This window comes from Streptomyces sp. NPDC044044 (genome assembly GCF_056434405.1).
On sequence record NZ_JBWKFG010000003.1, the window covers coordinates 733,636 to 760,563 of the forward strand.

Consider the following 26,928-nt stretch of genomic DNA (forward strand, 5'->3'; position numbering starts at 1 on the left):
GGCTCTGGCCACGTGCGTGGATCAGCCGCCGGGCTCTGGCCGCGTGCGTGGATCGCGTCGAGGGTGAGGGTGAGCAGGCGGGGCGGCTGGTCGGGGTCCGACGTGCTGTGCGGGGTGGAGGACATCGCGGGCGGGCCGAGCCGCCGTCTGGGTCTGGTGGACGCGCTCGTCGTCTACGGAGACGTCGACGCCCTCCACGCGCGCGTGCAGGAGCACTTCGCGGCAGGCGCCGACCACGTCTGCGTACAGGTGCTGACCGATGGGCGAGCCGGGAGCGCTGCCGCTGCCACAGTGGCGTGAGCCGGCCCCGGCGCTCGTCGGGTGACGCGGACCAGGTGACCCGGACCCGGGTCGGCGAAGCGGACTACTCGTCCTCGTCCCCGTCCTCGTCGTCCAGGCGGGCCAGCCAGGTGGCGAGACGTTCCACCGGGACCTCGAAGTCCGGGTTGAGGTCCACGAAGGTCCGGAGCTGCTCGGCGAGCCACTCGAAAGTGACCTCCTCCTCGCCGCGCCGCTTCTCCAGCTCCTCGATGCCACGGTCGGTGAAGTACATGGGGCTCGTCTCCTGCGTGCGTACATGGTCGTAATGGTTCACCAAGCGTACGGAATGGCGGATCGGCCTCGGGACAACGGTTTCACAGGGCATGGTGTGCACCACACCCATCGCGGGTAACTCCCTTTTTCCGGAGGGGTGTTCGCACACCGCGTGTCCATGCGCAGGGCCCGGTCGCCGCGCATGACGCGGGAAGGAGAACCGACTTGTCCGAACTGCTCACGTCCGCCGATGCCATCGCCGCGTTCCTCAGCTCGGCCGCGCTGTCCATGGGGGCCGCCGTCGCGACCACCGCCCGTGACGAGGTGGCCCAGAGCGTCGTGGCGCGGGGCCGGACGTTCCTCGACGTCGTGCTGCGCAGGCCGCGCGGGGACGAGGACACCGCCGCCGCGGGTGCGATAGCCGGTCTGCCCGACGAGGCGCGGGGCGCCCTGGAGACCGCGGTGGGGCAGTGGCTCGCCGGCGGTGAGCTCGGCGCCGACGCCTTGCGCGGGCACATCGAGCGGGCCGCGGCCGGGGCACGGCAAGGCGGCGGCGCACACGCGTACGGCAAGCACGCGGTCGCAGTGGAGACGGTGCAGGGCGACTTCACCATCAGCTTCGACGGCGACCCGCAGAGCGGCAGATGAGCCCCCGCACGGCCCGGACCCAGCGGCCGAGCCGGTCCGAGACCCGCGCGGAGGGGAACAAGGCGGTCGCGGTCGGCCGCGTGCTCGGCGACTTCGTCATCAGTCTCGTCCTCGGCGACGGCCTGAAGAACGCCATGGGCGACGCGTCGACCTGGCGGGTGTGGAACTGGCCGCCCTTCGTCACCGTCCTCGGCCTGGGCACGACGGCCCTGGTCATCGCGCCCGAGGGGCCACAGAGCCAGTACGCGGGCGTCTATGTGCTGCTGGGGCTCGCCCTCCTGCTCGCGGGCGCCCGCATCGTCGGGATCGTCGCCCCGTCCGCGACGAAGGCCCTCGTCTCCGCGCTCTCCGTGCTCCTCGCCGTCAGTGCCCTGCTCTGGGTGGACCGGCTGACGGAGCACGGCGAGGTGGACGTGACCGGCCGGGCCGAGATCGGCCGGGGTCCTGTGGAGAACGGGGACCTGCTGTCCGTCGTGGTGGACGACGCCCCCTCGCGCACGCATCTGCGCATCGCCCTGATGGTCCGCGACGCCGTGCCCGACGCCCAGTCCTGCACTCCGGAGACCCGCCTCACCGTCGCGCTGCGGGGCGCCGGCGCGAACAGCTCGCACACCGACGTGCGCGCGGAACAGGCCGTCGACCTGCCGCTCGGCGGGGCCAGTGGAGCGCTGCGGGTCGACGTGACCGTCCACACGGACCCGGGCTGCCGGATGACCGTGTCCGTAGACGACGCCGTGCTGCACGGCTGAGGGGAGGTGATCCGGATGAGCGTGAGACCGCGCGGGACCACGGCCCTGCTGGCGTTCCTCCTCGCCTGCACGATGGTGGGCGCGAGTTCCTGCGGAGAGGAGTCGGAGCCGACCTTCCTCGGCAAGTCCCAGATCAGCGTGGAGATGCACGGGGACCTGCCCGGCGTCTCGTACGAGGACAACTACCGCCGCTCGGGCTTCGACCATCTGCTGCTCGGACAGCTGAAGGACGACCTGAAGATCAAGACGTCCAAGCCGGCGAACGTGTCCTCCGCGGACCGCGTCCCCGACCTGGTCAACGGCGACACCGACATGGTCATCGCCGCCTTCTCCATCACACCGCCCCGCATGGAGCAGATCGACTTCGTCGGCCCCTACGCCACCACCCGGCAGGGATTCCTCGTCGGCAAGGAGGGCAAGGGCGCCACGAAACGGGAGGACTTCAAGGGCAGGACGGTCTGCACCTGGGAGGGCACGACCTCCGTGGAGGCGCTCAAGGAGCTCAAGCGGGTGGGCGCCGACCTGATCACGCTCGACGACGCCTCCGACTGCGTCGACCAGCTCGTCGCCGGAGAGGCGTACGCGGTCTCCACCGACCAGATGATCCTGTACGGCTTCGCCCGGCAGCATGCCGCCGAGGGCCTGCGGGTGGTCCCCGGCCTGACCATCGGGGCGCCGCAGCACTACGGAATCGGCCTGGCCAAGGGGCACCGCGCGGACTGCGTCAGGCTGCGGGAGTTCGTGAAGGACTACGTCGACAGCAGCGCCTGGATCAAGGACTTCGAGGCATCGGTCCCGAACCTCGCCGACGAGGAACCCAACTGGATCAGCCACTACAAGCCGAGCGCGGGCTCCATCGACGCCCGCTCCTGCCGCGACAAGCCGAGCACCTGACGTACGACGAACGGGCCCGCCCCGCGGTTCACACCGCGGGGCGGGCCCGTTCACATGCCGCTGACGTGCCGACGTGCCGACGTGCTGACGTCAGCGAACGGCGCTCACGCCTCGAAGACCTCCGTGAGGAGCTGCTCCTGCTCCTGCTCGTGGCGCTTCTTCGAACCCACCGCGGGGGACGAGCCGTGCGGCCGCGAGATGCGGCGCAGGCGCTCGCCGTGCGGGATGTCCGCGCCGACCGCCAGGTCCAGGTGGTCGATGAGGTTGAGGGCGATGAAGGGCCACGCGCCCTGGTTCGCCGGCTCCTCCTGCGCCCACAGGTACTTCTCGGCGTTCGGGTACTTCGCGATCTCCGCCTGGAGCTCGGCACCCGGCAGCGGGTACAGACGCTCGATGCGGATGATCGCGGTGTCCGTGACCTCGCGCTTCTTCCGCTCGGCCTCCAGGTCGTAGTACAGCTTGCCGGAGCAGAAGACGACCTTGCGGACCGCCGACGCCTCGACCGAGTCGTCGCCGATGACCGGGCGGAAGCCACCCGTCGTGAACTCCTCCGTCTTCGAGGCCGCGGCCTTGAGGCGCAGCATCGACTTCGGCGTGAAGACCACCAGCGGCTTGTGGTGCGGGTTGTGCACCTGCCACCGCAGGAGGTGGAAGTAGTTCGACGGAAGGGTCGGCATCGCGACCGTCATGTTGTTCTGCGCGCACAGCTGGAGGAAGCGCTCGATACGGGCGGACGAGTGGTCCGGTCCCTGGCCCTCATAGCCGTGCGGAAGCAGCAGCGTGACGCCGGAGTGCTGGTTCCACTTCTGCTCGGCGGCCGAGATGTACTCGTCCACCACCGTCTGCGCGCCGTTGACGAAGTCACCGAACTGCGCTTCCCACATGACGAGGGACTCGGGACGGGCCAGCGAGTAGCCGTACTCGAAGCCCATCACCGCGTACTCGGAGAGCAGCGAGTCGTAGACGTTGTAGCGCGCCTGGTCGTCGGAGAGGTACAGGAGCGGCGTGAAGTCCTCGCCCGTCTCACGGTCGATGAGGACCGCGTGACGCTGACCGAACGTGCCACGGCGCGAGTCCTGGCCCGACAGACGGACCGGCGTGCCCTCCAGGAGCAGCGAACCGATGGCGAGGGTCTCGCCCATGCCCCAGTCGATCGTGCCTTCCTCGACCATCGACATGCGGCGCTGCAGCTGCGGCAGCAGACGCGGGTGGACGGTGACCCGGTCGGGGATGTTGACCTGGGACTCGGCGATCCGCTTGACGACCTCCTGGGAGATCGACGTGTCGACGTTCACCGGGAACTCGGCCTCGGGGGCCGGGACCTCGGCCTCGGCGGGCTGCGAGATGGCCTCGCGGACCTCCGTGAAGACCTTCTCCAGCTGCCCCTGGAAGTCCTGCAGGGCCTGCTCGGCCTCTTCCAGGGTGATGTCGCCGCGACCGATGAGGGACTCGGTGTAGAGCTTGCGCACCGAGCGCTTCTTGTCGATCAGGTCGTACATCAGCGGCTGCGTGAACGCCGGGTTGTCCGACTCGTTGTGCCCGCGGCGGCGGTAGCAGATGAGGTCGATGACCACGTCCTTGTTGAACGCCTGGCGGAACTCGAAGGCGAGGCGCGCGATGCGCACGACGGCCTCGGGGTCGTCGCCGTTCACGTGGAAGATCGGCGCCTCGATCATGCGGGCCACGTCCGTGGCGTACATGGAGGAGCGCGACGACTCCGGGGCGGCGGTGAAGCCGACCTGGTTGTTGATGACGATGTGGACCGTGCCGCCGGTGCGGTAGCCCCGCAGCTGCGACATGTTCAGCGTCTCGGCGACCACACCCTGGCCCGCGAAGGCCGCGTCACCGTGCAGGGCGACGGGCAGGACCGTGAAGTCCGTGCCGCCCTTGTTGATGATGTCCTGCTTGGCGCGGACGATGCCCTCGATGATCGGGTCGACCGTCTCCAGGTGGGACGGGTTCGCCGCGAGCGAGACCTTGATCTGCTCGCCGTCGAGGCCGGTGAAGGTGCCCTCGGCGCCCAGGTGGTACTTCACGTCGCCGGAGCCGTGCATGGACTTGGGGTCCATGTTGCCCTCGAACTCGCGGAAGATCTGGGCGTACGACTTGCCCACGATGTTCGCGAGGACGTTCAGGCGGCCGCGGTGGGCCATGCCGATGACGACCTCGTCCAGACGCGACTCGGCGGCGCTGTCGATGACGGCGTCGAGCAGCGGGATGACGGACTCGCCGCCCTCCAGGGAGAAGCGCTTCTGGCCGACGTACTTCGTCTGCAGGAACGTCTCGAAGGCCTCGGCGGCGTTCAGCCTGCGCAGGATGCGCAGCTGCTCCTCGCGCTCGGGCTTCGTGGCGTGGGTCCGCTCGATGCGGTCCTGCAGCCACTTGCGCTGCTTCGGGTCCTGGATGTGCATGAACTCGATGCCGGTGGTGCGGCAGTACGAGTCGCGCAGGACGCCGAGGACGTCGCGCAGCTTCATCATCGACTTGCCGGCGAAGCCGCCGACCGCGAACTCACGCTCCAGGTCCCACAGGGTGAGGCCGTGCTCGGTGATGTCCAGGTCGGGGTGCTTGCGCTGCTTGTACTCCAGCGGGTCCGTGTCGGCCATGACGTGGCCGCGGACGCGGTAGGAGTGGATCAGCTCGAAGACGCGGGCGGCCTTCGTGACGTCGTCGTCGTGCGAGGCGTCGATGTCCTTGAGCCAGCGGACCGGCTCGTAAGGAATGCGCAGGGCCTTGAAGATCTCGTCGTAGAACTCGTTCTCGCCGAGCAGCAGGTTCGCGACGACGCGCAGGAACTCGCCGGAGGCGGCGCCCTGGATCACCCGGTGGTCGTAGGTCGACGTGAGCGTCATGACCTTCGAGATGCCGAGCTTGTTCAGGGTGTCCTGCGACGTGCCCTGGAACTCCGCGGGGTAGTCCATCGAGCCGACGCCCATGATGACCGACTGTCCGGGCATCAGGCGGGGGACCGAGTGGACCGTGCCGAGGCCGCCGGGGTTGGTCAGCGAGACCGTGACGCCGGTGAAGTCGTCCATGCCGAGCTTGCCGTCGCGCGCACGGCGGACGATGTCCTCGTAGGCCTGCCAGAACTCGAAGAAGTTCAGGGTCTCGGCCTTCTTGATGCCCGCGACCACGAGCTGGCGGTCGCCGTTGGGCTTCACCAGGTCGATGGCGAGGCCGAAGTTGATGTGCTCCGGCTTGACCAGCGTCGGCTTGCCGTCCTTCTGCACGAAGGAGTGGTTCATCGACGGCATGGCCTTGATGGCCTGCACCATCGCGTACCCGATGAGGTGCGTGAAGGAGATCTTCCCGCCGCGGGCGCGCTTGAGGTGGTTGTTGATGACGATGCGGTTGTCGAAGAGCAGCTTCACCGGAACGGCGCGGACCGACGTGGCCGTCGGGACCTCCACCGAGGCGTTCATGTTCTTCGCAACGGCGGCGGCGGGGCCGCGCAGCGTCACGTACTCGGGTCCTGCCGGGGCCTCAGTCGCGGGCTCCGCCTTGGCGGCGGGCTTCGCGGCTGCGGGCTTCGCGGCGGGGGCCGGGGCCGCGGCGGCCGCGGGCTTCGCCGCAGGAGCGGCGGGCGCGGCCGGGGCGGCGGCGGGTGCGGCAGGAGCTGCGGGGGACGTGGTGGCCGCAGCCCCCGCGGCTGCGTCACCCGCCGGCTTGGCCGGGGCAGCGGCAGGTGACGCGCCCGCTCCCGGCTTGTAGTCGGCGAAGAAGTCCCACCAGGCTCGGTCGACCGAATTCGGGTCCTGGAGGTACTGCTGATAGATCTCGTCGACGAGCCACTCATTGGGACCGAAGGCAGCAGCAGGGCTCTTGCCTTGCCCGTCTTGGTCGGTCGAGATGCTCGAGCTACTGGGGGACTGTGACGACACGGCGGTAACCGCCCTCTTCCGCTTCACAAGGTGATGGACAGCGGAAATAAAGGCTACGCCTCCATCGCCGCCAGGTGCAGACCGGCCCCGTCATCCGTCGCGTAAGTCACACTGGATCGCTGGTTTCGGGGCTGTAAATGGCGGGAAACAAGCGAGGTTCCGGAACGCCAGATGGCCGCGCGGGCCGTGCCCAGCGCGGCGGCGTCACCCGGGCGCGCTTCCGATGCGCCCGCGAATCGCTTCCGTTTCGAACCCTACGTCAACTTCGCACTTCGGGCAGGCCCGGAAGGGTGACCTGGATGCGGCAGCCGCGAGGGGATTCGGCCACACCGATGTGCCCGCCGTGCATGTCGACCGCCCAGCGCGCGATGGCGAGGCCGAGACCGGTGCCGCCGTCGCTGCCGGGCCCGTGAGGGGTGGCGTTGGCGTGGCTGCCGCGGTTGAAGCGCTCGAAGACCCGGTGCCACTCCGACTCCGGGATGCCGGGGCCCTCGTCGAGGACCTCCAGGTCGAGGGACTCGGGGTAGAGGCCGCGCCGGGCGCGCACGGTGACGCGGCCGTGCGGCGGGCTGTGCTTGACCGCGTTGTCGATGAGGTTGGCCACGACCTGGTGCAGCCGCTCGGCGTCCGCGTGCGCGGTCAGCTCGGGCGGCGTGACGTCCAGGTGCAGATGCACGTCCGTGCGGGTGTGGCTGCCGGAGCCCGACGCGATGCCCGCGCGCGCGGAGGCCACCATGTTGGCCTCCTTCAGGACGCCCGACAGGTAGGGCCACACCTCGAAGCGGCGGGCCCGCAGCGGTACGACGCCGTTGTCCAGGCGGGAGAGGTCGAGCAGGGTCTCCACGAGACGCCCGAGCCGCTCCGTCTGCTTCAGGGCCGTGCGCATGGTCTCCGGGTCGGCGGCGGAGACTCCGTCGACGACGTTCTCCAGGACGGCGCGAAGGGCGGCGATGGGGGTGCGCAGCTCGTGCGAGACGTTGGCGACCAGCTCCTTGCGCTGCTGGTCCTGGGCCTCCAGGTCGTCCGCCATGCGGTTGATCGTGGTGGCCACGTCGCCCAGCTCGTCACGGCGGTCGGCGCCGCGCACCCGGCGCGTGTAGTCGCCGTGCGAGACGGCGCGCGCCACGGAGTTCATCTCGTCCAGGGGCGCGGTGAGGCTGTGCGCCACGAACTGCGTGATCAGCAGCGTGGCGATCACCGAGAAGACGGTGATGAAGCGCAGCTCCGTCTCCGTCTTCATCGCCACCATCAGCAGGCCTGTGGTGATGAAGACCGAGACGACCACCAGCATGCCGAGCTTGGTCTTGATGGAGAACGGCCGCAGCCCGCCGAAGGGACCGGTCATCGGACGGCTCACCTCACGGGGTCGGGGTCTCCAGGGCGTACCCGACGCCGTGCACCGTACGGATGCGCTCGGCGCCGATCTTCCGGCGCAGCGCCTTGATGTGGCTGTCGACGGTCCGGGTGCCCGACGCGTCGGCCCAGTCCCACACCTCGGCGAGCAGCTGCTCGCGCGAGAGCACCGCACGCGGGGTGTTGGCCAGGCAGACGAGCAGGTCGAACTCCGTCGGCGTCAGATGTACGTCCTCGCTGCGGACCCTGACCCGCCGCTGGGCGTGGTCGATCTCCAGCTCGCCGAGCCGCAGGATCCCGCTGCGCGGCGTGGTCGCGGCGAGCGCGGCCCGCTCGACCCTGCGCAGCAGGACGTGCACGCGGGCCGCGAGCTCCCGCATGGAGAACGGCTTGGTCATGTAGTCGTCGGCGCCGACGCCGAGCCCGACCAGCATGTCCGTCTCGTCGTCGCGCGCCGTCAGCATGAGGACGGGAACCGGCCGCTGGGCCTGCACCCGACGGCACACTTCGAGCCCGTCGAAGCCCGGCAGCATGATGTCCAGGATCAGCAGATCCGGCTGCCAGGCCTGTGCGGTGTCGACCGCCGAAGGACCGTCTCCCGCCGTTTGCACTACGAAACCCTCGGCACGTAGCCGGGCGGCGATGGCGTCGACGATCGTCGGGTCGTCCTCGACCACCAGAACCCGGCGCTGGGCGCCCGGCATCGCCGCCGTCGCACCGTTCTGGGAGGTGTGTGTCTGCTCCATCGCCCGCCCCTGACACTGATCGCTTGTGTTCGACCAGCAGGGTACGGGTCGCGAAGGCACCTCGGCTACGCAGCGCTTACGCCGAGATGAACCACGTCGGGTACGCCTCGGGCAACGGCGACCTCTTCCGTCCGTACCGACTGGAACCCGGCATTCCGTAGAGCGTCGTCGAAAGCGGACGAGGGCTGGGCGGACCACACGGCGAGCACTCCGCCGGGGTTGAGGCGAGCCTGACAGGCCGCCAGACCGGCGGGAGAGTAGAGGGAGTTGTTGCCCTCGGTCACCGTCCAGTCCGGTCCGTTGTCGATGTCCAGACAGAGCGCGTCGTACGTTTTCGGGGCGCCGTGAGACGCGTCGGTGCCGCACAGGTGCGCCACGAGGTCTGTGTGCAGGATCTCCGTGCGCGGATCGGCGAGCGCGGCCCCGGAGAGGCCGGCCAGCGGTGCATCCGCTCCCGAGCGGTGCCAGTCGATGATGGCCCGCTCGCGCTCCACGACGGTGATGGGGCCCCAGCGCGGGTCCGCTGCCGCGTGGGCGAGGGAGAAGCCGACGCCCAGGCCGCCGATGAGGAGGCTGGGCCCCGGGCGGCCGTCCAGCGCGCCGTACGCCGCGTCGACGAGCAGCCGCTCCGAGCGGCCGTCCGAAGTGTCCATGAGGAAACAGCCATTGGCGATGATCTGCAGAAGCGCACCGTGGCGCCGCAGTACGACTTCGCCGTACGGCCCCTCACGCCGGTCGATGACGACGGGGGTGGTGGTGTGGGTGTGCATGGCCGCCAGCGTATGGCGGCGGAACCGGGGCAGACTCGGGAAGCGCGGAACGGTGCGGACGCGCATTCGGCCCGCGAGGTTGATGTGATTCGTGTCTCACGTGGCGCCGGTCATAGACAGCGCCCGAAATAACGGCAAAGGGTGGACGGAACGGAAGGAGCGCCTCACCGTGAACCGGAGTGCGTCGGCTGCCCCCATGGCACCCGAGGAGACCGCCACGCCCGGCCTTGACGGCATCCCGCGGCAGCGGGAGCACGGGCCCGAGGCGTCAGTCCCCGAAACTCCGGAAACCCATGAGGCGCGTACGGCATCCCCGGCCGAGGGCGCCGAGTCCGGCCTGAACCGCCCGAGCCGCCTGAACCGTCTGAGCCGCCTGCGCCCCTGGCGCCTGCTGCCGACCCCCACGGGTACGCCCTTCACGTTCGGCTACGCCGCGGTCCTCACCCTGACGTCGCTCCTGGCGCAGTACGCGGACCCGTCCCTGATCTCGGCCCTGCACCGGCACTCCAGCACGGACGTGGCGCACCTGAGCCAGGAGCCGCTCCTCGTCCTGGTGGCCAGCGCCCTGTGGATCGCGGGCGGCATCGCGTCGCCGTACGCGATCGGCTTCCTGCTGGTCCTGACCGCCCTGGAGCGCCGCATCGGCGCGCTGCGCACGGCGGGCGTCTTCCTGCTCGGCCATGTCGTGGCCACCCTCGCGACCGAGGTCCCGGTCGGCCTCTCGGTCCTCGCGGGCCATCTGCCGGACACCTCCTTGCACCGGCTCGACTACGGCATCAGCTTCGGCGTCGCGGCGAGCGTCGGCGCCCTCGCCGGTCTGTTCAGGCCGTGGCTGCGGTGGCTGGTGCTCGCCGGGTTCGGCGGCATGCTCGTCGACGACCTGATCGCGTTCACGGACCCGATGACGAACTGGGGCCATCTCCTCGCGCTGTCGATCGGCGTCGCGACGTGGCCGCTGGTGCGGCTCTGGCGCCGACCCGCCTGACCTGTCCGACCCCGCCTGACCAGGCCACACCCCTCGCGCATCTGCGCGTATCGAAGTGATCGCTCACAGCGAACATCCCCTGGGGAACATTCATGGACTCACGAGCATTGAGTCCACATAGCTCAACTTGAATGCCGAAGGGGAGATCATGACTACTGAGTCTGCCGAGTCGAAGCCGTCCACACCGCTTACCCTGCCCGTGCTGCCGCTCGACGACGAGGTTGTCCTGCCCGGCATGGTGGTTCCGTTCGACCTGTCCGACACCGACGTGCGGGCCGCGGTGGAGGCCGCCCAGGCGGCCGCACGCTCCAGTGGGACCAGCAAGCCGCAGGTCCTTCTTGTTCCGCGCATCGACGGGACGTACGCCGCGACCGGCGTCCTCGGCACCGTCGAGCAGGTCGGCCGCCTCTCCGACGGCGACCCCGGCGCCCTCATCCGCGGCCGTGGCCGCGTGCGGATCGGTGCCGGCACGACCGGGCCGGGTGCCGCGCTCTGGGTGGAGGGGCTCAAGGTCGACGAGACCGTGCCCGACCCGCTGCCCGGCGCCCTCGCCGAGCTGGTCAAGGAGTACAAGGCGCTCGCCACCAGCTGGCTGAAGAAGCGCGGGGCCTGGCAGGTGGTCGACCGTGTCCAGGCGATCGAGGACGTCTCCGCCCTCGCCGACAACTCCGGCTACTCACCCTTCCTCTCCACCCAGCAGAAGATCCAGCTCCTGGAGACCGACGACCCGGCCGCCCGCCTGAAGCTCGCCACCGAGCAGCTGAGCGAGCACCTCGCCGAGCAGGACGTCGCCGAGTCGATCGCCAAGGACGTACAGGAAGGCGTCGACAAGCAGCAGCGCGAATTCCTGCTGCGGCGCCAGCTCGACGCCGTGCGCAAGGAACTGCGCGAGATCAACGGCGAGCAGGACGGCGAGGAGTCCGACGACTACCGCACCCGTGTCGAAGCTGCCGACCTCCCCGAGAACGTCCGCGAGGCCGCCCTCAAGGAAGTCGACAAGCTGGAGCGCTCAAGCGACCAGTCGCCCGAGGGCTCCTGGATCAGGACCTGGCTCGACACCGTCCTCGAACTCCCCTGGAACGAACGGACCGAGGACGAGTACGACATCAAGGGCGCCCAGAACATCCTCGACGCCGAGCACGCGGGCCTTCAGGACGTGAAGGAGCGCATCACCGAGTACCTCGCGGTGCGCAAGCGACGTGCCGACCGCGGCCTCGGGGTCGTCGGCGGCCGCCGTGGCGGCGCGGTGCTCGCCCTGGTCGGTCCGCCCGGCGTGGGCAAGACCTCGCTCGGCGAGTCCGTCGCGCACGCCATGGGGCGCAAGTTCGTGCGGGTCGCGCTCGGCGGCGTACGCGACGAGGCCGAGATCCGCGGACACCGTCGTACGTACGTGGGGGCGCTGCCCGGACGGATCGTGCGGGCCATCAAGGAGGCCGGGTCCATGAACCCGGTCGTGCTCCTCGACGAGATCGACAAGGTGGGCTCCGACTTCCGGGGCGACCCGGCCGCCGCCCTCCTCGAAGTCCTCGACCCGGCGCAGAACCACACCTTCCGCGACCACTACCTGGAGGTCGAGCTCGACCTGAGCGACGTCGTGTTCCTCGCGACGGCGAACGTCATCGAGGCGATCCCCGAGGCGCTGCTCGACCGCATGGAGCTGGTCAGGCTCGACGGGTACACCGAGGACGAGAAGGTCGTCATCGCCCGCGACCACCTGCTCCCGCGCCAGCTGGAGCGGGCGGGGCTGCAGACCGACGAGGTCACCCTGGACGAGAGCGCGCTGCGCAAGCTCGCGGGGGAGTACACCCGGGAAGCGGGCGTACGGAACCTGGAGCGGTCCGTCGCGCGGCTGCTCCGCAAGGTCGCCGCACAGCACGAACTGGGCGAGCAGGAGCTGCCGTTCACCGTCGGCGAGGACGATCTGCGCGCGCTCATCGGGCGCCCGCACCACGTGCCCGAGTCGGCGCAGGACCCGGCCGAGCGGCGCACGGCGGTGCCGGGCGTGGCGACCGGGCTCGCGGTCACCGGCGCGGGAGGTGACGTCCTGTTCGTCGAGGCGTCGCTCGCCGATCCGGAGACCGGCGCCGCGGGACTGACCCTGACCGGTCAGCTCGGCGACGTGATGAAGGAGTCCGCGCAGATCGCGCTCTCCTTCCTGCGCTCGCGCGGCGCCGAACTGGAGCTGCCCGTCGCCGATCTGAAGGAACGCGGCGTGCACATCCACTTCCCGGCGGGCGCGGTCCCCAAGGACGGGCCGAGCGCGGGCGTCACCATGACGACCGCCCTGGCGTCGCTGCTCAGCGGCCGTCTCGTCCGTACGGACGTGGCCATGACCGGTGAGGTCTCGCTGACCGGACGTGTCCTGCCGATCGGCGGCGTCAAGCAGAAGCTGCTGGCCGCGCACCGTGCCGGGATCACCACGGTGATCATCCCGAAGCGGAACGAGGCCGATCTGGACGACGTCCCGGCGGAGATCCTGGAAAAGCTGGACGTGCACCCGGTGACGGACGTCCGTCAGGTGCTCGAACTGGCGCTGACCGAGGCCGAGGTGAGGATTCCGGCCGCCGCGTGACGGAGGTGGCCGGTGAGTGAGGGCCCGGGACCCCGAGGGGTTCCGGGCCCTCGCGCGCGGGGCGCGCGCTCAGCCGTTGGCGAGCGCCTGGACCCGGTCCAGGGCGCCGTTGAACTTGTTGTGGTCCCCGACCGTCGGGCCGGTCGACGTGTACTGCCACATCGTCTGCACGCCCCATCCGGCAGGCAGCTCACCCGGCGAGGTGTTGTAGCGGGCGATCCAGAGCGGGTTGTTGACGGCGAAGCCGCCGTAGTTGCCGGTGCACTGCTTCCACCAGCTGGTGGCCGTGTAGATCACCGCGTGGCGCCCGGTGCGCGCCTTGTACTGGTTCAGGAAGTCACGGATCCACGTGACCATCGCGGACTGCGACTTGCCAAAGCAGGCCGCCCCGTACGGATTCCACTCGATGTCGAGCGCGCCCGGCAGCGTCTTGCCGTCGCGCGACCAGCCGCCGCCGTTGTCCACGAAGTAGTTGGCCTGGGTGGCGCCGCTCGTCGTGTCGGGCGTCGCGAAGTGGTAGGCGCCGCGGATCATGCCCACGTTGTACGAACCGTTGTACTGCTGGGCGAAGTAGGGGTTCTTGTAGTACGTCCCCTCGGTGGCCTTCACGTAGGACCACTTCACGCCGCTGTTCCAGAGCGTGGCCCAGGCGATGTTGCCCTGGTGACTGCTGACGTCGACGCCTTCGGTCTGTACGGCGTCGCCGGAGGGCGGCAGACTGCCCTGCCCGTCGTGCTCGACGACGCCCTGGCCCATGCGGGCGGAACCGCGGGCAGGGGTGTCGTCGCCGCCGACGGCCTGTGCGGCGCCCGGCAGGGTGACCAGGAGGGAGAGGGCGGAGAGGACTGAGAGCAGGATTCCGGCCGCCGACCAGCGGGAGCGGCGGGGCGTTCCGGGTCTGTGCACGGGCATGTGCGTGCCTCCGTAGGCCTCGATTGAGCTCGATGGAGCTCGTGGGGGGACCTGTCGACAGGTTCGTGGTGTGAACATGTCATGCACGACGCTACGCACGTAGACCCGTGGCTGGGAAGGGGGTCCGGTGTCTGCCGTTGGTCTACTCCAGCGGCGGTGTCCTCGGCGTGGCCTGGCGTGACGTTACGAAATACTGGTCCAGCTGCGGCGATGGGCCGACGCGGATGTCTGCCGCCGTGCGGGGCGGAAAACTGATCCGATCCGGAAAGAAAGCGTGCCATGGGTGCTGAAGTGCACGAGGGCGAGAACAAGGGCGGAGCCGACGTGAACAGAGGAGTCGGCTTGAGCAGGGGGGTCGACGTGAGCAGGGGGGTCGACCGTGAGTTCCTCTCCCTGGAGCGGGAGTTGAGCCTGCTCCTGCGCCGGGCGCGTGCCTCGTCCGGGGAGATGGCGCGCCAGGTCCACCCCGATCTGGAGCCCGCCGCGTACGGACTCCTGGTCTGCCTCGACGACTCGGGCCCGCAGCGGGCCACGGATCTCGCCGCGTACATCGGCGTCGGCAAGGCGACGATGAGCCGTCAGCTGCGCGCCCTGGAGGAGCTCGGGCTCGTCGCCCGCGAGCCCGACCCCGCCGACGGGCGGGCCTGGCTCGTCCACCTGACGGAGGAGGGCGGGACGCGGTTCCGTACGGTGCGGGCGGCCCGGCGGGAGCGGTACGTGCGGAAGCTGGCCGCGTGGGACCGTACGGAGGTGGCGGAGCTGGCCCGCCTGCTGCGCCAGCTGAACGAGTCCCCGGAGTCCTGAGGGGGCCGCGGCCGCCCGCCTGGGCCGGGACGCGGCATGTCTCCGTCTCCGTCTGCGGCTGGGGCGTGGCTGGTCGCGCGGTTCCCCGCGCCCCTACGGGGCGCACCCCCGGTCACGTCACAACTCCGCGTACACCACCGCCGCGTCGTCGTGACGCTTGCCTCGGGGGAACGCCGTGCCCTCCGGGTCCGCCCGCTCCAGCTCCCGCACCCGGTCCACCAGACGCTGCGGACCGTCCTTCCGCAGCAGCGCGAAGCAGTCGGCCCAGTCGCCCGCGCGGAACGTCTCGACCCAGCGGCCGACCCCGTCCGTCAGGGCCGCCAGCGCCGTCACCTCGGCGCGCGGCCAGGTTCCGGTGACCGCCCGCGTGGCCGCCGACGGGTCGGCGGCCGCCGTGAAGAAGCCGTCCTCCGCGTTCCGCAGGGCCTCGACCGCGGCGCCGTACGCGCGGCCCGCGACCTCGCGTTCGGCGGAGCCGCGCGGCAGCGCGCGGACCGCGTCGCGCATCGCGCGGATCCGCGGCGGCAGTTCCGTGAGGCGCTCGTCGAGCACCGGGGTGACCTGGCCGTCGGGGCCCGCCACCAGGAGTGCGGAGTCGGACAGGACGAGGTGCTCGACCCGCTCGTCGTCCCAACGCACCAGAACCACGGTGGCCTGAGGAGTGCGCGGGTGAGAAAGGTCACAGGTTTGACAATGGGCGTCCGCGGTGCGCACGATCGCCGCCGCGAGGATCTCAGTGAGCGTCATATCCCGTCGCGAAACGGACAGTTCTCCCAGTGCGCCCCCGAGTCGCGCCGTGAACCAAGGGACGGAATGCAGACAGCCGTCATCTCCGGCAGGCGGAGTCACCCCGTCCAGAAGGACGAGCGATCCGCCTTGTCCGGCCGCGGGAAGCGTCACCGCGGCATAGTCCTCGTTGGGGCGAGCGGGGTCTCCGGGCTCGGTGGCGAGTTCGATACGCATTCGGCCAGTCTGCACGAGGCCTTCACAAGGTCATCCGGAGGCCGCATTTGGGCGGGGGCTGGCCCGGACCAGCAGGTCAGACGCCGGATTTCGGTCGGAATGATCGCTTCCGGCGGCGTGTGGCGGCGCATCCTGCCAAAGCCTGCGGTCGACGTCCAACCGGCGCACCGTGGCCGAGACTTTCGGCTCCCGAGGGGACTTGCTCGCCAACTCTCCGCCGATGTTCACTCCTTCGGGTGGCCAGGCATGTGATGCACGACTGCCACCCATCGGCACTGGAAGGGTCAGGAGCCGTACCGGGGGGCGCGTGTGTTGACGGATCGTCACCCGGGCCCATGGGCAGACGAAAAACAAGAATGCGAGCACCGGTGCAGAAGATGCGGCCTGGGCGCAAGGGCAAGCAGACGGCTCCCGAAGGGGCCACGCCGGGCGCGACCACCCCTACAGAGCGCTCGTCCGAGCCCACAGCGGGAGAGAACACCGAGCACACGGCGGGAGAGCGGACGGCCCCCGGTGTGACGGCCCCCGGACCCTCGAAGCCCGTGAAGTCCGTCAACTCCAAGCCCACCAAGCGCGTGCGCAATCGGCTGATCGTCGCCGTCGCCGTCGTGGCCGCCGCGATCGCCGGGGCCGGAGCGCCCGCCATCGTCGCCGCCTCCGGTCAACTGAGCGACGCGCAGAGTCTGGTGACCCTCGCCGAGCGCACCCAGGACGCCGTCTCCCTCGGACACTCACTGGCCGACGAGCGCGACGAGGTCACCTCCTTCATCGCGGCGGGCCGTCCGCAGGGCAAGGGGCTCTCCGAGAGCCGCAGCGCCCGCGTCGACCGCCAGATCGAGGAGCTGCGCACGGCCGACGCGCCGGCCGGTCTGCGGGCGGACCTCGCCGACATCGGCGCCGTCCGCAGAGCGGCGCTCACCGGCAAGAGCACCGCTCTGGAAGCCCACACGGCGTACTCGGACGTCATCACCGAACTGCACGGCCTCACCCGCGAACTCGCCGAGCAGACCCCGCCCCGCGCGGGCTCCGGCGCCTACGCCCTCGCCGACCTCGACCACGCCGTCGAACAGGCGGCGAGCGCCCGCGGCCTCCTCCTCGCCGCTCTCGCCGTCCCGAGCTCCACCGAGACGAGCACCACCGTCGACCCCGTCACCGGCCTGCCCACCACCGTGGTCGACGAGTCCTCCGCCGACAGCAGGCGCCGCGACGGCCTCAGCGCCGCGGGCCAGCAGGCCCACCTCCGCGAGCAGGCCGCCATCGCCGACTTCCGGGACGCGACCACGGACGGCGCCCGCACGACGTACGACTCGACGGTCACCGGCCACGAGGTGACGACGGCGGAGAAGTACCTCACCCGTCTCACCGACCAGCCCACGCTTTCCACCGCCGAGCGCGGATACGACAGCAAGAAGCTCGACGCCGCGCTCTCCGCCCGCATCGAGATGATGCGCGGCGCCGAGTCCGCGCTCACGGTGCAGCGCACCAAGGACCTCGCCAAGCTCCGCGACGACGACGTGACGGCCCTTGAGATCCGCGTCGCGCTCATCGGCGTCACGCTGCTCGTCGCGGTCGGCGTCTCCATGGGCATGGCCCGCAGCCTGACCCGTCCGCTCGCCGTCCTGCGCATCGGCTCGGCCCGCCTGGCCACCGAGCCCGCGCCACAGGAGCCGATCCGCTTCACCGGCCGCGACGACGAGTTCGCCCAGGTCGTACGGTCCGTCAACGCGCTGCACGAGCACGCGGCCGCCCTCACCGAGCGCCTGACCACGCTCGAAGCCGACCGCAAGCACCTCATCGGGCAGCGCCAGTCCATGGCCGACGAGCGCGAGACGCTGCGCGCCGAACTGACCGAGGCCTCCGCCCACCTGGAGCGCGTGCGGCAGTCCATCCACGGCACCTTCGTCAATCTGGCCCTGCGCACCCTCGGCCTCGTCGAGCGGCAGCTCGCCGTCATCGAGAACCTCGAGGACCGCGAGCAGGACCCCGACCGCCTCGCCACGCTCTTCAAGCTCGACCACTTCGCCACGGTCATGCGCCGCCACAGCGAGAACCTGCTGGTCCTGGCGGGCGCCGAACACGGCCACCAGCACCCCGGCCCGGTCCCCCTGGTCGACGTCGTACGTGCCGCCGTCTCCGAGATCGAGCGGTACGAGCGCGTGCGCATCGCCACGCTGCCGCCGCACGCGCACGTCGCGGGCTTCGCCGCGGACGACATCAGCCATCTGGTCGCCGAGCTCCTGGAGAACGCGACCTCGTTCTCGCCGCCGGACGCCTCCGTCGAGGTCTCCGGCTGGCTCCTGGAGAGCGGCGAGGTCATGCTCTCCGTGCAGGACGAGGGCATAGGGGTCACACCGGACCGCATGGACGAGCTCAACTCCCGGCTCGCGGACTTCCGTCCGGACGACGCGTACGACCAGGAGAGCGGGGACGGGCTCGGGCTCGGCCTCTATGTCGTGGCCCGGCTCGCCGCGCGGCACGGGGCCCGGGTCCGCCTGCGCGAGCAGAAGCAGGGCGGGGTCGCGGCGGTCGTGGTCCTGCCGAAGTCGATCCTCGCCGCGGCGCCCGCGGTGGGGGCGCCGCCGGTCGGCGTGCCTGTTCCCGGCGGGGCGCCTGCCCTGCACCTGCCGGGCTCGGAGGCCGAGGCCAACTCCAATGTGCTGCCGGGGCGCGCGGCGTCGTCCGCTGCAGTGCCGCCCGCTGCCGCGGGGGCAGCTGCCGCGGGGGCGGCTGACGAGGATCCGCTGATCGCGGCTGCGGAGCACGCGGTGCGGGAGGCCGGCGCCGAGCCCGAGCCTGAGTCCGAGTCCGAGTCCGAGCCTGAGCCCGAAGCTTCGCCCGAGACGACCATGGAGCTGACCCCTCCGCCGGTCATCGAGGAGCCGGAAGCCGACCCGGCGCCCGCGACCGAAGCCGACCCGGCACCCGCCACCGAAGCCGACTCGGCGCCCGCCACCGAAGCCGCCCCCGCCCCCAAGTGGGAGCGCGTCACGGACAAGGGGCTTCCGAAGCGCACGCCCAAGATCAGCGCGCCCGAGCCCACCGTGCCCAAGGCGCGCAGCGGCTCCGTCGACGCCGAAGCACTGCGCAAGCGTCTGGGGGGTTTCCACCAGGGAGCCATCAGCGGACGTCGCGACGTGGAGGCCGAGCTGAACGAACGTACCGAAGAGACCGAAAACATGGGGGACACAGTCGAGGAGGCAAGTAGTTGACTGCGCCCATGCGCTCGCCCAGTTCTTCCACCGGCAGTACTTCCACCGGCAGCTCCACCGCCGGTGGCTCCGCCGCGGCGTTCGGACTGAGCAGCGAAGCACGCAACCTGCACTGGCTGCTGACGAACCTCGTCGAGGAGGTGCCGGGTCTCCTGTCGGTGGCGGTGGTCTCCTCCGACGGACTGCTCCTGCTCTCCTCGGACCCCGCGCGGAACAACGCACCCGCGGTGGACAACAGCTCGGGCCCCAAGGGGTCGAGCGGGGACCTCGCCACCATCGTCTCGGGCCTCGGCTCGCTGTGCATCGGCGCCTCCAAGCTGATGGACGCGGGACCGGTCAAGCAGACCGTCGTCGCCATGGAGGAGGGCAGCCTCTTCGTGATGTCGATCAGCGACGGCTCGCTGCTCGGCGTGCACGCCACCCCGGACTGCGACATGAGCGTCGTCGCGTACCACATGGCGCTCTTCGTCGGCCGCGCCGGGCATGTCCTCACCCCCGAACTCCGCAGTGAGCTGCGCCAGTCGATGGAGAGCGTCCGATGAGCAGTAAGCCCGGCAAGCTGCCCCAGCGCGGTGGCGACCGCAAACCCTCCCGCGTACGCCCTTACTCGCTCACCGGCGGGCGTACCCGCTTCGGCCACGTCCTGCTCGTGGAGACGTTCGTCGCCGCACTCGAAGCCCCCGAGGAGCGCCTAGAACTGCCGCAGGGCAACGCCACCGCGCGTGTCATGCCGGAGATGCGGGCCATCGTCGAGATCTGCCGCCGTATGCGTACGGTCGCCGAGATCGCCGCGCTTCTGAAGATGCCGCTCGGCGTGGTCCGCGTCCTGCTGAGCGACCTCGCAGACCAGGGAAAGATCCGCGTGTACGGAACGGGCCACGGCCCGGGACAGCCGGACCGCGCACTGCTGGAAAGGGTGCTGAGTGGCCTCCGCCGTCTCTGAACTCCACCACCCGGGCCCCGACCCGGACGAGAACCTCCAAGCCTGGCAGACGGACCGCACCCGGGCCCCGATCGCGACGAAGATCGTGGTGGCGGGCGGCTTCGGCGTGGGCAAGACGACCCTGGTCACCGCCGTCTCCGAGATCACGCCCCTCCAGACGGAGGCGCTGATGACGCAGGCGAGCGAGGACACGGACGACCTCACGTCGACCCCGGACAAGACCACGACCACGGTCGCCATGGACTTCGGCCGGATCACGCTCGACGACGACCTCGTGCTGTACCTCTTCGGTACGCCGGGGCAGCAGCGCTTCTGGTTCATGTGGGACGACCTGGTGCGCGGCGCGATCGGCGCCGTGGTCCTCGCCGACACCCGCAGGCTCTCGGACTGCTTCCCCGCGCTCGACTACTTCGAGAGCTGCGGGCTGCCGTACATCGTGGCCGTCAACCACTTCGACGGCACCGAGGAGTTCGAGCCCGCGGATGTCCGTGAGGCGCTGACGATCTCGCCGCACATACCGGTGCTGATCATGGACGCGCGGCAGCGGATCTCGGTGATCGAGTCGCTCCTCTCGCTGGTGGGCCACGCCCTGGCAGCAACCCCCGAATAACTCTTTTCAGTACCCCGTAGGAGAAGCAGCCGCATGCGGAAGATACTCGTCGTCGGAGCCGGTCAGGCCGGGCTCCAGATCGCTCTCGGACTCCAGTCGCAGGGGTACGAGGTCACCCTGATGTCCAACCGCACGGCGGACGAGGTCCGGTCCGGCCGTGTGATGTCCACACAGTGCATGTTCCACACGGCGCTGCAGCACGAGCGGGACCTGAAGGTGAACTTCTGGGAGTCCCAGGCCCCGAAGATCGAGGGCGTCGGCGTCTCGGTCGCCGGGCCCGACTCTTCCCGCGTCATCGACTGGGTCGGCAAGCTGGACGGTTACGCCCAGTCCGTCGACCAGCGCGTGAAGATGGCGGGCTGGATGGAGACGTTCGCGCAGCGGGGCGGCCAGCTGGTCATCCACGGCGCGGCGGTCTCGGACCTCGACTACTTCTCCCGTACGTACGACCTGGTCCTCGTCTCCGCGGGCAAGGGCGAGCTGGTCTCGATGTTCGAGCGCGACGCCGCTCGCTCTCCGTACGACACCCCGCAGCGCGCGCTGGCCGTCGCCTACGTCCACGGGATGGGCCCGCGGCCCGAGCACCCCGAGTTCGACGCGGTGCGGTGCAACCTGGTGCCGGGCGTGGGTGAACTCTTCGTCATGCCGACCTTCACCACGTCCGGGCGTGCGGACATCCTGTTCTGGGAGGGCGTGCCGGGCGGCCCGCTGGACGCGTTCCAGGGCATCAAGGACCCCTCGGAGCACCTGGCGCTGACCCTCGAACTCCTCGAGAAGTTCACTCCGTGGGAGTACGCGCGGGCGACCAAGGTCGAACTGACGGACGCGGGCGGCACGTTGTCCGGCCGCTACGCGCCGACGGTGCGCAAGCCGATCGGGCAGCTGCCGGGCGGCGGCCTCGTCCTGGGCGTGGCTGACGTGGTCGTCGCGAACGACCCGATCACGGGCCAGGGGTCCAACTCGGCCTCGAAGTGCGCGGCTTCGTACCTCGACTCGATCATCACGCACGGCGACAAGCCGTTCGACGCGGACTGGATGCAGTCGACGTTCGACCGGTACTGGGAGACGGCTCAGCACGTCACCAAGTGGACGAACGCGATGCTGTCGCCGCCGCCGGAGCACGTCCTGAACCTGATCGGCGCGGCGGGCCAACTCCAGCCGGCGGCAGACCGCTTCGCGAACGGCTTCAACGACCCGTCGGACTTCGAGAACTTCTTCTATGAGCCGGAGAAGACGGGCGCGTACCTGACGGGTCTGACGGGTTAGTCCACTCCCGGCGGCCTCGGGCGCCCCACCGATGCGGGGCAACCGGACCTGACCCGCCCGCCGGATCTTTCCCGCCCGCCCACCGTTCACCCCGCAGTGCCCCGCCGCACCGAACAAGCTCCTCCCACCCGCGCCCGTTGACCTGCGGGTGACCTGCGGGGCAATCGGCTGGGTGGGCGGGAAAGCCCGTTCGGTGCGGCCGAGGCTGCGGGGTGAACGGGCGGGTGGGCGGGAGAGGCCCGCGCCGAGCGACGGACACCCTGTCGCAGGGGCAGGCCCGGTTCAGGCTCCGTGCCGAGCGACCTGCGGGGGCCCGGACCGAGCGGCCTGGGGGAGAAGCCCCGGTTCAGGCCCCGCGCCCAGCGGCCGGCGCGGCAGCCCTGCCGTATCCCTTGTCCCCGCCCTTCATCGCCCCGCGAGGCAGCTTCGGCGGGACGTAGCCCTTCATGGAATCCGCCTTGGGGTCCGGGCGTACCGCTCCCAGGAGGGGGTTCGCCGCGATGGGGGAGACCTTGATCCGGGTCCCGGGGCGCGGGGCCTGGATGACCATGCCGTCGCCCAGGTACAGCGCCACATGCGTGGCCTTGGGGAAGTAGACGACCAGGTCACCCGGCCGCAGCTTGCGCAGCGAGACCCGCTTCAGCTGCGCCCACTGCTCCTGCGAGGTGCGCGGGATCTCCTTCCCCGCCGCCGCCCACGCCTGTTGGGTGAGCCCCGAGCAGTCGAAGGAGGCGGGGCCCTCCGCGCCCCACTTGTACGGCTTGCCGATCTGCCGCACGGCGTAGTCCAGCGCCTCGTCCCCTCGCCGGGACGGCGGCCGGGACGGCGCGGAGCCCGCGGAGCCCGCAGCTTTGCTCAGTGCGCCCGACGCCAGGAACTTGCGCTGCGCCGCGGCCATCCCCTCCTCCTCGGCCCGCGCCAGCTCCGCAAGCTGCTCCGTGCTCAGCGAGGCGAGCAGCTCCTCGACCTCCTTCAGCTGCCCCTTGACCGTGTCGCGAGCTTCCTTCTGCCGTGCGGCGAGGGCGACTTGGCTCTCCAGGGCGCTCCTGGCGCCGGCCGCGAGCGTGGACGCCGTCTTCTCGCCGCCGACCAGACGCTCCACGGTCGCGGCCCGCTCCGCCGCCACCCGCCCGATCACATGTCCCTGGTCGAGCGCCTGCTGCGGGTTGCGGGCGAGCAGGAGGTGCACGTAGGGGGAGATGTTCGTCCTGCCCTGGTACTGCTGGCGCGCGAAGCGGCCCGCGGCGCCCCGGCTGTCCCGCACCGAGGTCCTGGCCCGGTCCAGGCTGCCGTTCAGGCGGGTGACCTCGGCGCGCCGTTCCTTCAGCTTCTCCTCGGTCGCGTTGTACGTCTCCGTCGACTCCTCGGCCTTCCGGTACAGCTCCTGAAGGTCCGTCAGCAGTTCGGAGACCGGGCGCTCCCCGGGCCCTGACGGCTCCGGCACGGCGTACGCCGGTGAGGCCGTCGCCAGCAATGCCCCGACCGCCGCTCCCGTACCGACCCACCGCAGCAGCCTGCCTGACATGCCATCACCTCCGGCGCGCGGCGGCCCCTCCGCCCCGCACCGCGAGCATCAGCCGCCCCGGCGCGGCCCGCCTCCTGAGGGTGCGCGGGTTGGCGCAATGCGGTCACTCGTCCAGGGGCCCACGGCGCGCCGCCCTTGCCCCGGCGGCGACCGGGCGGGAGCGCGCGGAGCTCAGCCCGCTGTCCCGCCCGGCTTCGACCACGGCCACTTCAGGCCGGACCCGGCCTTGTCGCCCTCGGGGTCGTACGCGTACGTCCAGCCCTGGTGCAGCCCGAGCCGCTTCCCCGCCTTGGCCACCCTGCGGTACACGAGCACGGTCGGCGGGCCGCCCGCATCGTCCGGCACCGGGACCCGGTACACCTTCGGGGGGTGGCCGGTCGGGCCCAGCAGGACGGGCAGGACGCGGCCGTCCAGGGGGCCACCCTCGAAGGGGGTGTCTTCGCTCTTCACCCGGTCAGTGTCACAGCAGGCGGCCGACGCGCGTCACAGCAGGTGCGCCGCGTCGCTCACCACGGGCAGCACACGCCGGGCGAGCGAGCCCGCGGGGCCCTCGGCCGTCTCCATGGCCAGCGCGCCCCGTACCGCCTCCGCGGTCTGCGGGTCGCGGCCCGCGGAGGCCACCAGGACCGCCATGAACTGCTCGACCAGCCAGTCCCGCAGCTCGTCGAGCGGCGGCTGCTTCTCCTCGTCCAGCCAGATCAGGGACGCCGCCTCGACGGAGGTGATCCACATCCGCACGGTCATCCGCAGCCGCGGGCCCCTGGCCCCCACGACCTCCAGGTGGGCGAGTATGTGCTCGGCGGCCGTCCTGCGGACCTCGTCGACTATGGCTGTCGTGCGCGAGGTCTCCACGACGCTGCCGCCCTGCAGCAGCGCGCTGAACCCCGCGTCGTGCTGGTCGACGAAGGCGAGGTAGCGGTCTAGCGCGTTCGCCAGGCGCTGGGTGAGCGGGCCCTCGGGCGGCTCGGCGAAACACTGCTCCAGCTCGTCGGCGGCGGACCGCAGCGCGGCCTCGTACAACTGCTGCTTGCCGCCGGGGAAGTAGCGGTAGACGAGCGGCCGCGACACCCCGGCCGCCTCCGCCACGTCGTCGAGGGACACCTCGTCGGGTGCGCGCACGGCGAAGAGGGACAGGGCGGCCTCCTTGAGCTGCCGCTGCCGCTCTTCGACACTGAGCCGCCGGTACGCGCGGGTGGGAGCAGGCGAGGTCATGCCTCGCAGCGTAACCGCCCTTTCGAACAAGCGCCCCGGAACCCCGCGCACCCTCTTTCCTACGCAAGCAGTCCCGAGCTCTTCCACAGCCGCCGCCCGGCGCCCCTCAGTACACCGATGTCGTCCAGGAAGTCCGTCAAGCGCTTGGCTCCCGTCTGCATGATCTCGCGGCGGTGGGCGCTCGCCTTGACCTGGGCCATGGCCTCGCGCCTGTCCAGGCCGACGTTCGTGTAGACGTCGGGGTTGATGAAGGCGATGGAGAAGACGCGGGCGAACTCGCCGGAGGTGAGGCGGGTGAACTCCTGGGACCAGCGCGGCGCGGTCACCATCTGGCGGCGCAGCTCCTCACGGGCGTACCGCACATGGCGCGCCTCCTCCACGACGTGGATCCGCGTGACGCCGCGCACCAGGGTCTGGACGCGCTCGTCCGGGAACGTGAGGCGCTGCATCCAGTCGAGGATCTCCTCGCCGAGCAGCGTCGCCGTGAACGAACCCGGCGTCGTCGAGATCGTCTTGAAGAGGCGGCCGAGGTTCCGGTGCACGGCGCTGACCGGGTAGTACGGCGTGTCCCCGCGCGTGATCAGGCGCGCGAACATCTTCGAGTGCCGGCACTCGTCCTCGATCTCCGTCAGGGCGTACCGCACGTGCGCGCTCGTCGCCGGCTTGTCGTAGATGTGCCGTACGAGCAGCTGCATCAGGATCAGTTCGAACCAGATGCCGAGGGACGCGAGCGCGGCGGCCTCGTGCTGGGAGAGCGCGATGCGCTGCTCCTCGCTCATCCGCTGCCACATGGGCGTGCCGTACAGGGAGACGAGCTCCGGGGGCCAGAACCACTTGCCCTCCTCGAAGGGCGCATCCCAGTCCAGCTCCTTGTCGGGGTCGAAGGAGTGCTTGGCGGAGGAGTCGAGCAGCCGCTCGGCCACCTGCTCCCGGTCCTTGAGCAGTCCCAGCGCGTCCCGCAGCCCTTCGATCGCCGCGTCCTCCGTGATGGTCGTCATGACTCTGCCCCTGCCTCGTGGTCACAGTTACCGGCGGTCACGACTTATGAGACTGCCTGTCAGCAAGGCAGTCAATCCCTTGCGCACGACTTGTTGACCCGGCATCTACGAACGTGTGAGCCTGCCAACTACCGACTGGTACAAGGCAGTCGAAGGCCGACGACAGCAGCACGAGGCGATTACGGAGAAGCTCAAGGCCAATTCTTAGGAGCCGTCAGTGTCCACGCACGAGCTGTACACGCACGCCCCCGACGAGACCATCTGGCAGATACCGGCGAACGGCGCGGCCCGCTTCAGCTGGGAGTACGACGAGGGCCGCGCCCGGCTGCTCGCCCTCTACCAGAAGGGCAAGGACAAGCAGTGGGACGGAGCCAAGCGCATCGCCTGGGACCTTGAGGTCGACCCGTACGACCCGCTGGGCACCCCCGACGAGTCCATGTCGCTCTACGGCACCCGTCACTGGGACAAGATGACCGACCGCGACAAGGGCGAGCTGCGCAAGCACTACGCCTCCTGGCAGTTCAGCCAGTTCCTGCACGGCGAGCAGGGCGCGATGGTGTGCGCGGCGCGCATCGTGGAGTCGGTCCCCGACCTGGACGCGAAGTTCTATTCGGCGACCCAGACCATGGACGAGGCGCGGCACGCGGAGGTCTACGGCCGCTTCCTGCACGACAAGATCGGCATGCTCTACCCGATCAACGACAACCTCCAGTCGCTGCTCGGCGACACCCTGCGCGACTCCCGCTGGGACATGCCCTACCTCGGCATGCAGGTCCTGATCGAGGGCCTCGCGCTCGCCGCCTTCGGCATGATCCGCGACACGACGGACAAGCCGCTGCCGAAACAGATCCTCGCGTACGTCATGCAGGACGAGGCCCGGCACGTGGCCTTCGGGCGCATGGCCCTGCGCGACTACTACAAACAGCTCTCCGACGCGGAACTGCGCGAGCGCGAGGAATTCGTCATCGAGGGCTGCTACTTGATGCGCGACCGCCTGCGCGGCGTCGAGGTCCTGGAGAACTTCGGCATCCCGAAGGCGGAGGCCGAGGAGGCCAGCGAGAACTCCGAGTTCCTCGCCCTCTTCCGGCAGTTGCTCTTCAGCCGCATCGTGCCGTGCGTCAAGGACATCGGCCTGTGGGGCAAGCGCCTGCAGGAGGCGTACGTCGACATGGGCGTCTTCGAGATGGGCAACACCAACCTCGACCAGCTGATGGCCCAGGACGAGGAGATCGCCGAGAAGCTGGACGCGGAGCGGTTCGCGGCGGAGGAGGGCGAGCGGGTTGCCGAGGTCGAGGACATGATCGCCTCGGGCGGCGCACCGAACCCCTGACCCCTGACCCCTGACCCCAGGCCA

Annotated in this window: 24 protein-coding genes; 13 read left to right on the forward strand and 11 right to left on the reverse strand. The window is 70.5% G+C overall.

Going from position 1 to position 26,928, the window contains the following annotated elements:
* The first annotated feature begins 69 nt into the window (after nucleotides 1-69).
* Entirely contained in the window at nucleotides 70-300 is a 231-nt protein-coding gene (locus tag AC07AG_RS14280) for a hypothetical protein (protein WP_478755045.1), read from the forward strand.
* 64 nt (nucleotides 301-364) lie between these two features.
* On the opposite strand, the gene AC07AG_RS14285 is transcribed toward AC07AG_RS14280, so the two are convergent.
* Nucleotides 365-553 carry a DUF6104 family protein gene (locus AC07AG_RS14285; RefSeq protein WP_478755047.1) on the reverse strand — a complete coding sequence of 63 codons (189 nt, stop codon included), beginning with the start codon at nucleotides 551-553 and terminating at the stop codon, nucleotides 365-367.
* Between the two features lie 206 nt (nucleotides 554-759).
* On the opposite strand from AC07AG_RS14285, the gene AC07AG_RS14290 reads away from it, so the two are divergent.
* Genes AC07AG_RS14290 through AC07AG_RS14300 form a run of 3 tightly spaced genes read left to right on the forward strand, consistent with a single transcriptional unit; the run spans nucleotide 760 to nucleotide 2,825 of the window.
* Entirely contained in the window at nucleotides 760-1,182 is a 423-nt protein-coding gene (locus AC07AG_RS14290; RefSeq protein WP_478755048.1) for a hypothetical protein, read from the forward strand.
* Complete coding sequence (locus AC07AG_RS14295; protein ID WP_478755050.1) at nucleotides 1,179-1,931, forward strand: hypothetical protein; 753 nt, start codon at nucleotides 1,179-1,181, stop codon at nucleotides 1,929-1,931. Before AC07AG_RS14290 ends, AC07AG_RS14295 begins: the two co-directional genes overlap by 4 nt.
* 15 nt (nucleotides 1,932-1,946) lie before the next feature.
* Entirely contained in the window at nucleotides 1,947-2,825 is an 879-nt protein-coding gene (locus AC07AG_RS14300; RefSeq protein WP_478755052.1) for a transporter substrate-binding domain-containing protein, read from the forward strand.
* Between the two features lie 104 nt (nucleotides 2,826-2,929).
* Here the strand turns inward: AC07AG_RS14300 and AC07AG_RS14305 are convergent, their stop codons facing one another.
* The 4 genes from AC07AG_RS14305 to AC07AG_RS14320 form a co-directional block, all read right to left on the reverse strand.
* Nucleotides 2,930-6,706, reverse strand: coding sequence for a multifunctional oxoglutarate decarboxylase/oxoglutarate dehydrogenase thiamine pyrophosphate-binding subunit/dihydrolipoyllysine-residue succinyltransferase subunit (locus AC07AG_RS14305; RefSeq protein WP_478755054.1), 3,777 nt, complete (start codon nucleotides 6,704-6,706; stop codon nucleotides 2,930-2,932).
* Nucleotides 6,707-6,965: 259 nt separating this feature from the next.
* Complete coding sequence (locus tag AC07AG_RS14310; RefSeq protein WP_478755056.1) at nucleotides 6,966-8,051, reverse strand: HAMP domain-containing sensor histidine kinase; 1,086 nt, start codon at nucleotides 8,049-8,051, stop codon at nucleotides 6,966-6,968.
* A gap of 13 nt (nucleotides 8,052-8,064) precedes the next feature.
* Nucleotides 8,065-8,805 (reverse strand): response regulator transcription factor, encoded by a 741-nt coding sequence (locus tag AC07AG_RS14315; protein WP_249587795.1) that lies wholly within the window; start codon nucleotides 8,803-8,805, stop codon nucleotides 8,065-8,067.
* Between the two features lie 65 nt (nucleotides 8,806-8,870).
* Entirely contained in the window at nucleotides 8,871-9,575 is a 705-nt protein-coding gene (locus tag AC07AG_RS14320; protein ID WP_478755058.1) for a spermidine synthase family protein, read from the reverse strand.
* 196 nt (nucleotides 9,576-9,771) lie between these two features.
* Between AC07AG_RS14320 and AC07AG_RS14325 the strand changes: the two genes are divergently transcribed.
* Together AC07AG_RS14325 and lon are read left to right on the forward strand one after the other, a co-directional pair.
* Entirely contained in the window at nucleotides 9,772-10,560 is a 789-nt protein-coding gene (locus tag AC07AG_RS14325; protein ID WP_478755059.1) for a rhomboid-like protein, read from the forward strand.
* A gap of 148 nt (nucleotides 10,561-10,708) precedes the next feature.
* Complete coding sequence (gene lon / locus AC07AG_RS14330) at nucleotides 10,709-13,132, forward strand: endopeptidase La (RefSeq protein WP_478755061.1); 2,424 nt, start codon at nucleotides 10,709-10,711, stop codon at nucleotides 13,130-13,132.
* A gap of 69 nt (nucleotides 13,133-13,201) precedes the next feature.
* Here the strand turns inward: lon and AC07AG_RS14335 are convergent, their stop codons facing one another.
* On the reverse strand, nucleotides 13,202-14,044 hold the full coding sequence (locus AC07AG_RS14335; RefSeq protein ID WP_478755063.1) for a lysozyme: 843 nt from the start codon (nucleotides 14,042-14,044) through the stop codon (nucleotides 13,202-13,204).
* A 291-nt stretch (nucleotides 14,045-14,335) separates the two neighbouring features.
* On the opposite strand from AC07AG_RS14335, the gene AC07AG_RS14340 reads away from it, so the two are divergent.
* Nucleotides 14,336-14,848 (forward strand): MarR family winged helix-turn-helix transcriptional regulator, encoded by a 513-nt coding sequence (locus tag AC07AG_RS14340; protein ID WP_478755563.1) that lies wholly within the window; start codon nucleotides 14,336-14,338, stop codon nucleotides 14,846-14,848.
* Nucleotides 14,849-14,965: 117 nt separating this feature from the next.
* Here AC07AG_RS14340 and AC07AG_RS14345 read toward each other — a convergent pair whose 3' ends face one another.
* Entirely contained in the window at nucleotides 14,966-15,811 is an 846-nt protein-coding gene (locus tag AC07AG_RS14345; protein ID WP_478755065.1) for a protein phosphatase 2C domain-containing protein, read from the reverse strand.
* A 368-nt stretch (nucleotides 15,812-16,179) separates the two neighbouring features.
* Here AC07AG_RS14345 and AC07AG_RS14350 point away from each other — a divergent pair, with 368 nt between their 5' ends.
* The 5 genes from AC07AG_RS14350 to AC07AG_RS14370 are packed head-to-tail and all read left to right on the forward strand — an operon-like array spanning nucleotide 16,180 to nucleotide 21,839.
* Nucleotides 16,180-19,020: a sensor histidine kinase gene (locus AC07AG_RS14350; RefSeq protein ID WP_478755067.1), complete on the forward strand. Its 2,841-nt coding sequence runs from the start codon at nucleotides 16,180-16,182 to the stop codon at nucleotides 19,018-19,020.
* Between the two features lie 8 nt (nucleotides 19,021-19,028).
* Entirely contained in the window at nucleotides 19,029-19,562 is a 534-nt protein-coding gene (locus AC07AG_RS14355; RefSeq protein ID WP_478755069.1) for a roadblock/LC7 domain-containing protein, read from the forward strand.
* Nucleotides 19,559-19,963, forward strand: a complete 405-nt coding sequence (locus tag AC07AG_RS14360) for a DUF742 domain-containing protein (protein WP_453397900.1) — start codon at nucleotides 19,559-19,561, stop codon at nucleotides 19,961-19,963. The genes AC07AG_RS14355 and AC07AG_RS14360 overlap by 4 nt, the downstream gene beginning before the upstream one ends.
* Entirely contained in the window at nucleotides 19,944-20,573 is a 630-nt protein-coding gene (locus tag AC07AG_RS14365) for a GTP-binding protein (RefSeq protein WP_478755072.1), read from the forward strand. The genes AC07AG_RS14360 and AC07AG_RS14365 overlap by 20 nt, the downstream gene beginning before the upstream one ends.
* A 33-nt stretch (nucleotides 20,574-20,606) precedes the next feature.
* Nucleotides 20,607-21,839: a styrene monooxygenase/indole monooxygenase family protein gene (locus tag AC07AG_RS14370; RefSeq protein ID WP_478755073.1), complete on the forward strand. Its 1,233-nt coding sequence runs from the start codon at nucleotides 20,607-20,609 to the stop codon at nucleotides 21,837-21,839.
* Nucleotides 21,840-22,185: 346 nt separating this feature from the next.
* Here the strand turns inward: AC07AG_RS14370 and AC07AG_RS14375 are convergent, their stop codons facing one another.
* From AC07AG_RS14375 to AC07AG_RS14390, 4 genes are all read right to left on the reverse strand, one after another.
* Nucleotides 22,186-23,364 (reverse strand): C40 family peptidase, encoded by a 1,179-nt coding sequence (locus AC07AG_RS14375; protein WP_478755075.1) that lies wholly within the window; start codon nucleotides 23,362-23,364, stop codon nucleotides 22,186-22,188.
* Nucleotides 23,365-23,535: 171 nt separating this feature from the next.
* A complete protein-coding gene (locus AC07AG_RS14380) occupies nucleotides 23,536-23,814 on the reverse strand; it encodes a hypothetical protein (RefSeq protein WP_478755077.1) in 279 nt (92 codons plus the stop codon).
* Nucleotides 23,815-23,847: 33 nt separating this feature from the next.
* On the reverse strand, nucleotides 23,848-24,576 hold the full coding sequence (locus AC07AG_RS14385; RefSeq protein WP_478755079.1) for a TetR/AcrR family transcriptional regulator: 729 nt from the start codon (nucleotides 24,574-24,576) through the stop codon (nucleotides 23,848-23,850).
* 59 nt (nucleotides 24,577-24,635) lie between these two features.
* Complete coding sequence (locus tag AC07AG_RS14390) at nucleotides 24,636-25,574, reverse strand: AurF N-oxygenase family protein (RefSeq protein ID WP_478755081.1); 939 nt, start codon at nucleotides 25,572-25,574, stop codon at nucleotides 24,636-24,638.
* Nucleotides 25,575-25,791: 217 nt separating this feature from the next.
* Between AC07AG_RS14390 and AC07AG_RS14395 the strand changes: the two genes are divergently transcribed.
* Complete coding sequence (locus tag AC07AG_RS14395) at nucleotides 25,792-26,904, forward strand: ferritin-like domain-containing protein (protein WP_478755083.1); 1,113 nt, start codon at nucleotides 25,792-25,794, stop codon at nucleotides 26,902-26,904.
* The last annotated feature ends 24 nt before the right edge of the window (nucleotides 26,905-26,928 follow it).

Bases quoted from the DNA above. Each gene is read 5' to 3' on its own strand.
- AC07AG_RS14360 (WP_453397900.1), top strand. From the start codon at position 19,559: ATGAGCAGTAAGCCCGGCAAGCTGCCCCAGCGCGGTGGCGACCGCAAA.
- AC07AG_RS14325 (WP_478755059.1), top strand. From the start codon at position 9,772: ATGGCACCCGAGGAGACCGCCACGCCCGGCCTTGACGGCATCCCGCGG.
- AC07AG_RS14370 (WP_478755073.1), top strand. From the start codon at position 20,607: ATGCGGAAGATACTCGTCGTCGGAGCCGGTCAGGCCGGGCTCCAGATC.
- AC07AG_RS14375 (WP_478755075.1), bottom strand. From the start codon at position 23,364: ATGTCAGGCAGGCTGCTGCGGTGGGTCGGTACGGGAGCGGCGGTCGGG.
- AC07AG_RS14310 (WP_478755056.1), bottom strand. From the start codon at position 8,051: ATGACCGGTCCCTTCGGCGGGCTGCGGCCGTTCTCCATCAAGACCAAG.
- AC07AG_RS14345 (WP_478755065.1), bottom strand. From the start codon at position 15,811: ATGCGTATCGAACTCGCCACCGAGCCCGGAGACCCCGCTCGCCCCAAC.
- AC07AG_RS14315 (WP_249587795.1), bottom strand. From the start codon at position 8,805: ATGGAGCAGACACACACCTCCCAGAACGGTGCGACGGCGGCGATGCCG.
- AC07AG_RS14295 (WP_478755050.1), top strand. From the start codon at position 1,179: ATGAGCCCCCGCACGGCCCGGACCCAGCGGCCGAGCCGGTCCGAGACC.
- AC07AG_RS14385 (WP_478755079.1), bottom strand. From the start codon at position 24,576: ATGACCTCGCCTGCTCCCACCCGCGCGTACCGGCGGCTCAGTGTCGAA.
- AC07AG_RS14335 (WP_478755063.1), bottom strand. From the start codon at position 14,044: ATGCCCGTGCACAGACCCGGAACGCCCCGCCGCTCCCGCTGGTCGGCG.
- AC07AG_RS14390 (WP_478755081.1), bottom strand. From the start codon at position 25,574: ATGACGACCATCACGGAGGACGCGGCGATCGAAGGGCTGCGGGACGCG.
- lon (WP_478755061.1), top strand. From the start codon at position 10,709: ATGACTACTGAGTCTGCCGAGTCGAAGCCGTCCACACCGCTTACCCTG.
- AC07AG_RS14300 (WP_478755052.1), top strand. From the start codon at position 1,947: ATGAGCGTGAGACCGCGCGGGACCACGGCCCTGCTGGCGTTCCTCCTC.
- AC07AG_RS14320 (WP_478755058.1), bottom strand. From the start codon at position 9,575: ATGCACACCCACACCACCACCCCCGTCGTCATCGACCGGCGTGAGGGG.
- AC07AG_RS14355 (WP_478755069.1), top strand. From the start codon at position 19,029: ATGCGCTCGCCCAGTTCTTCCACCGGCAGTACTTCCACCGGCAGCTCC.
- AC07AG_RS14285 (WP_478755047.1), bottom strand. From the start codon at position 553: ATGTACTTCACCGACCGTGGCATCGAGGAGCTGGAGAAGCGGCGCGGC.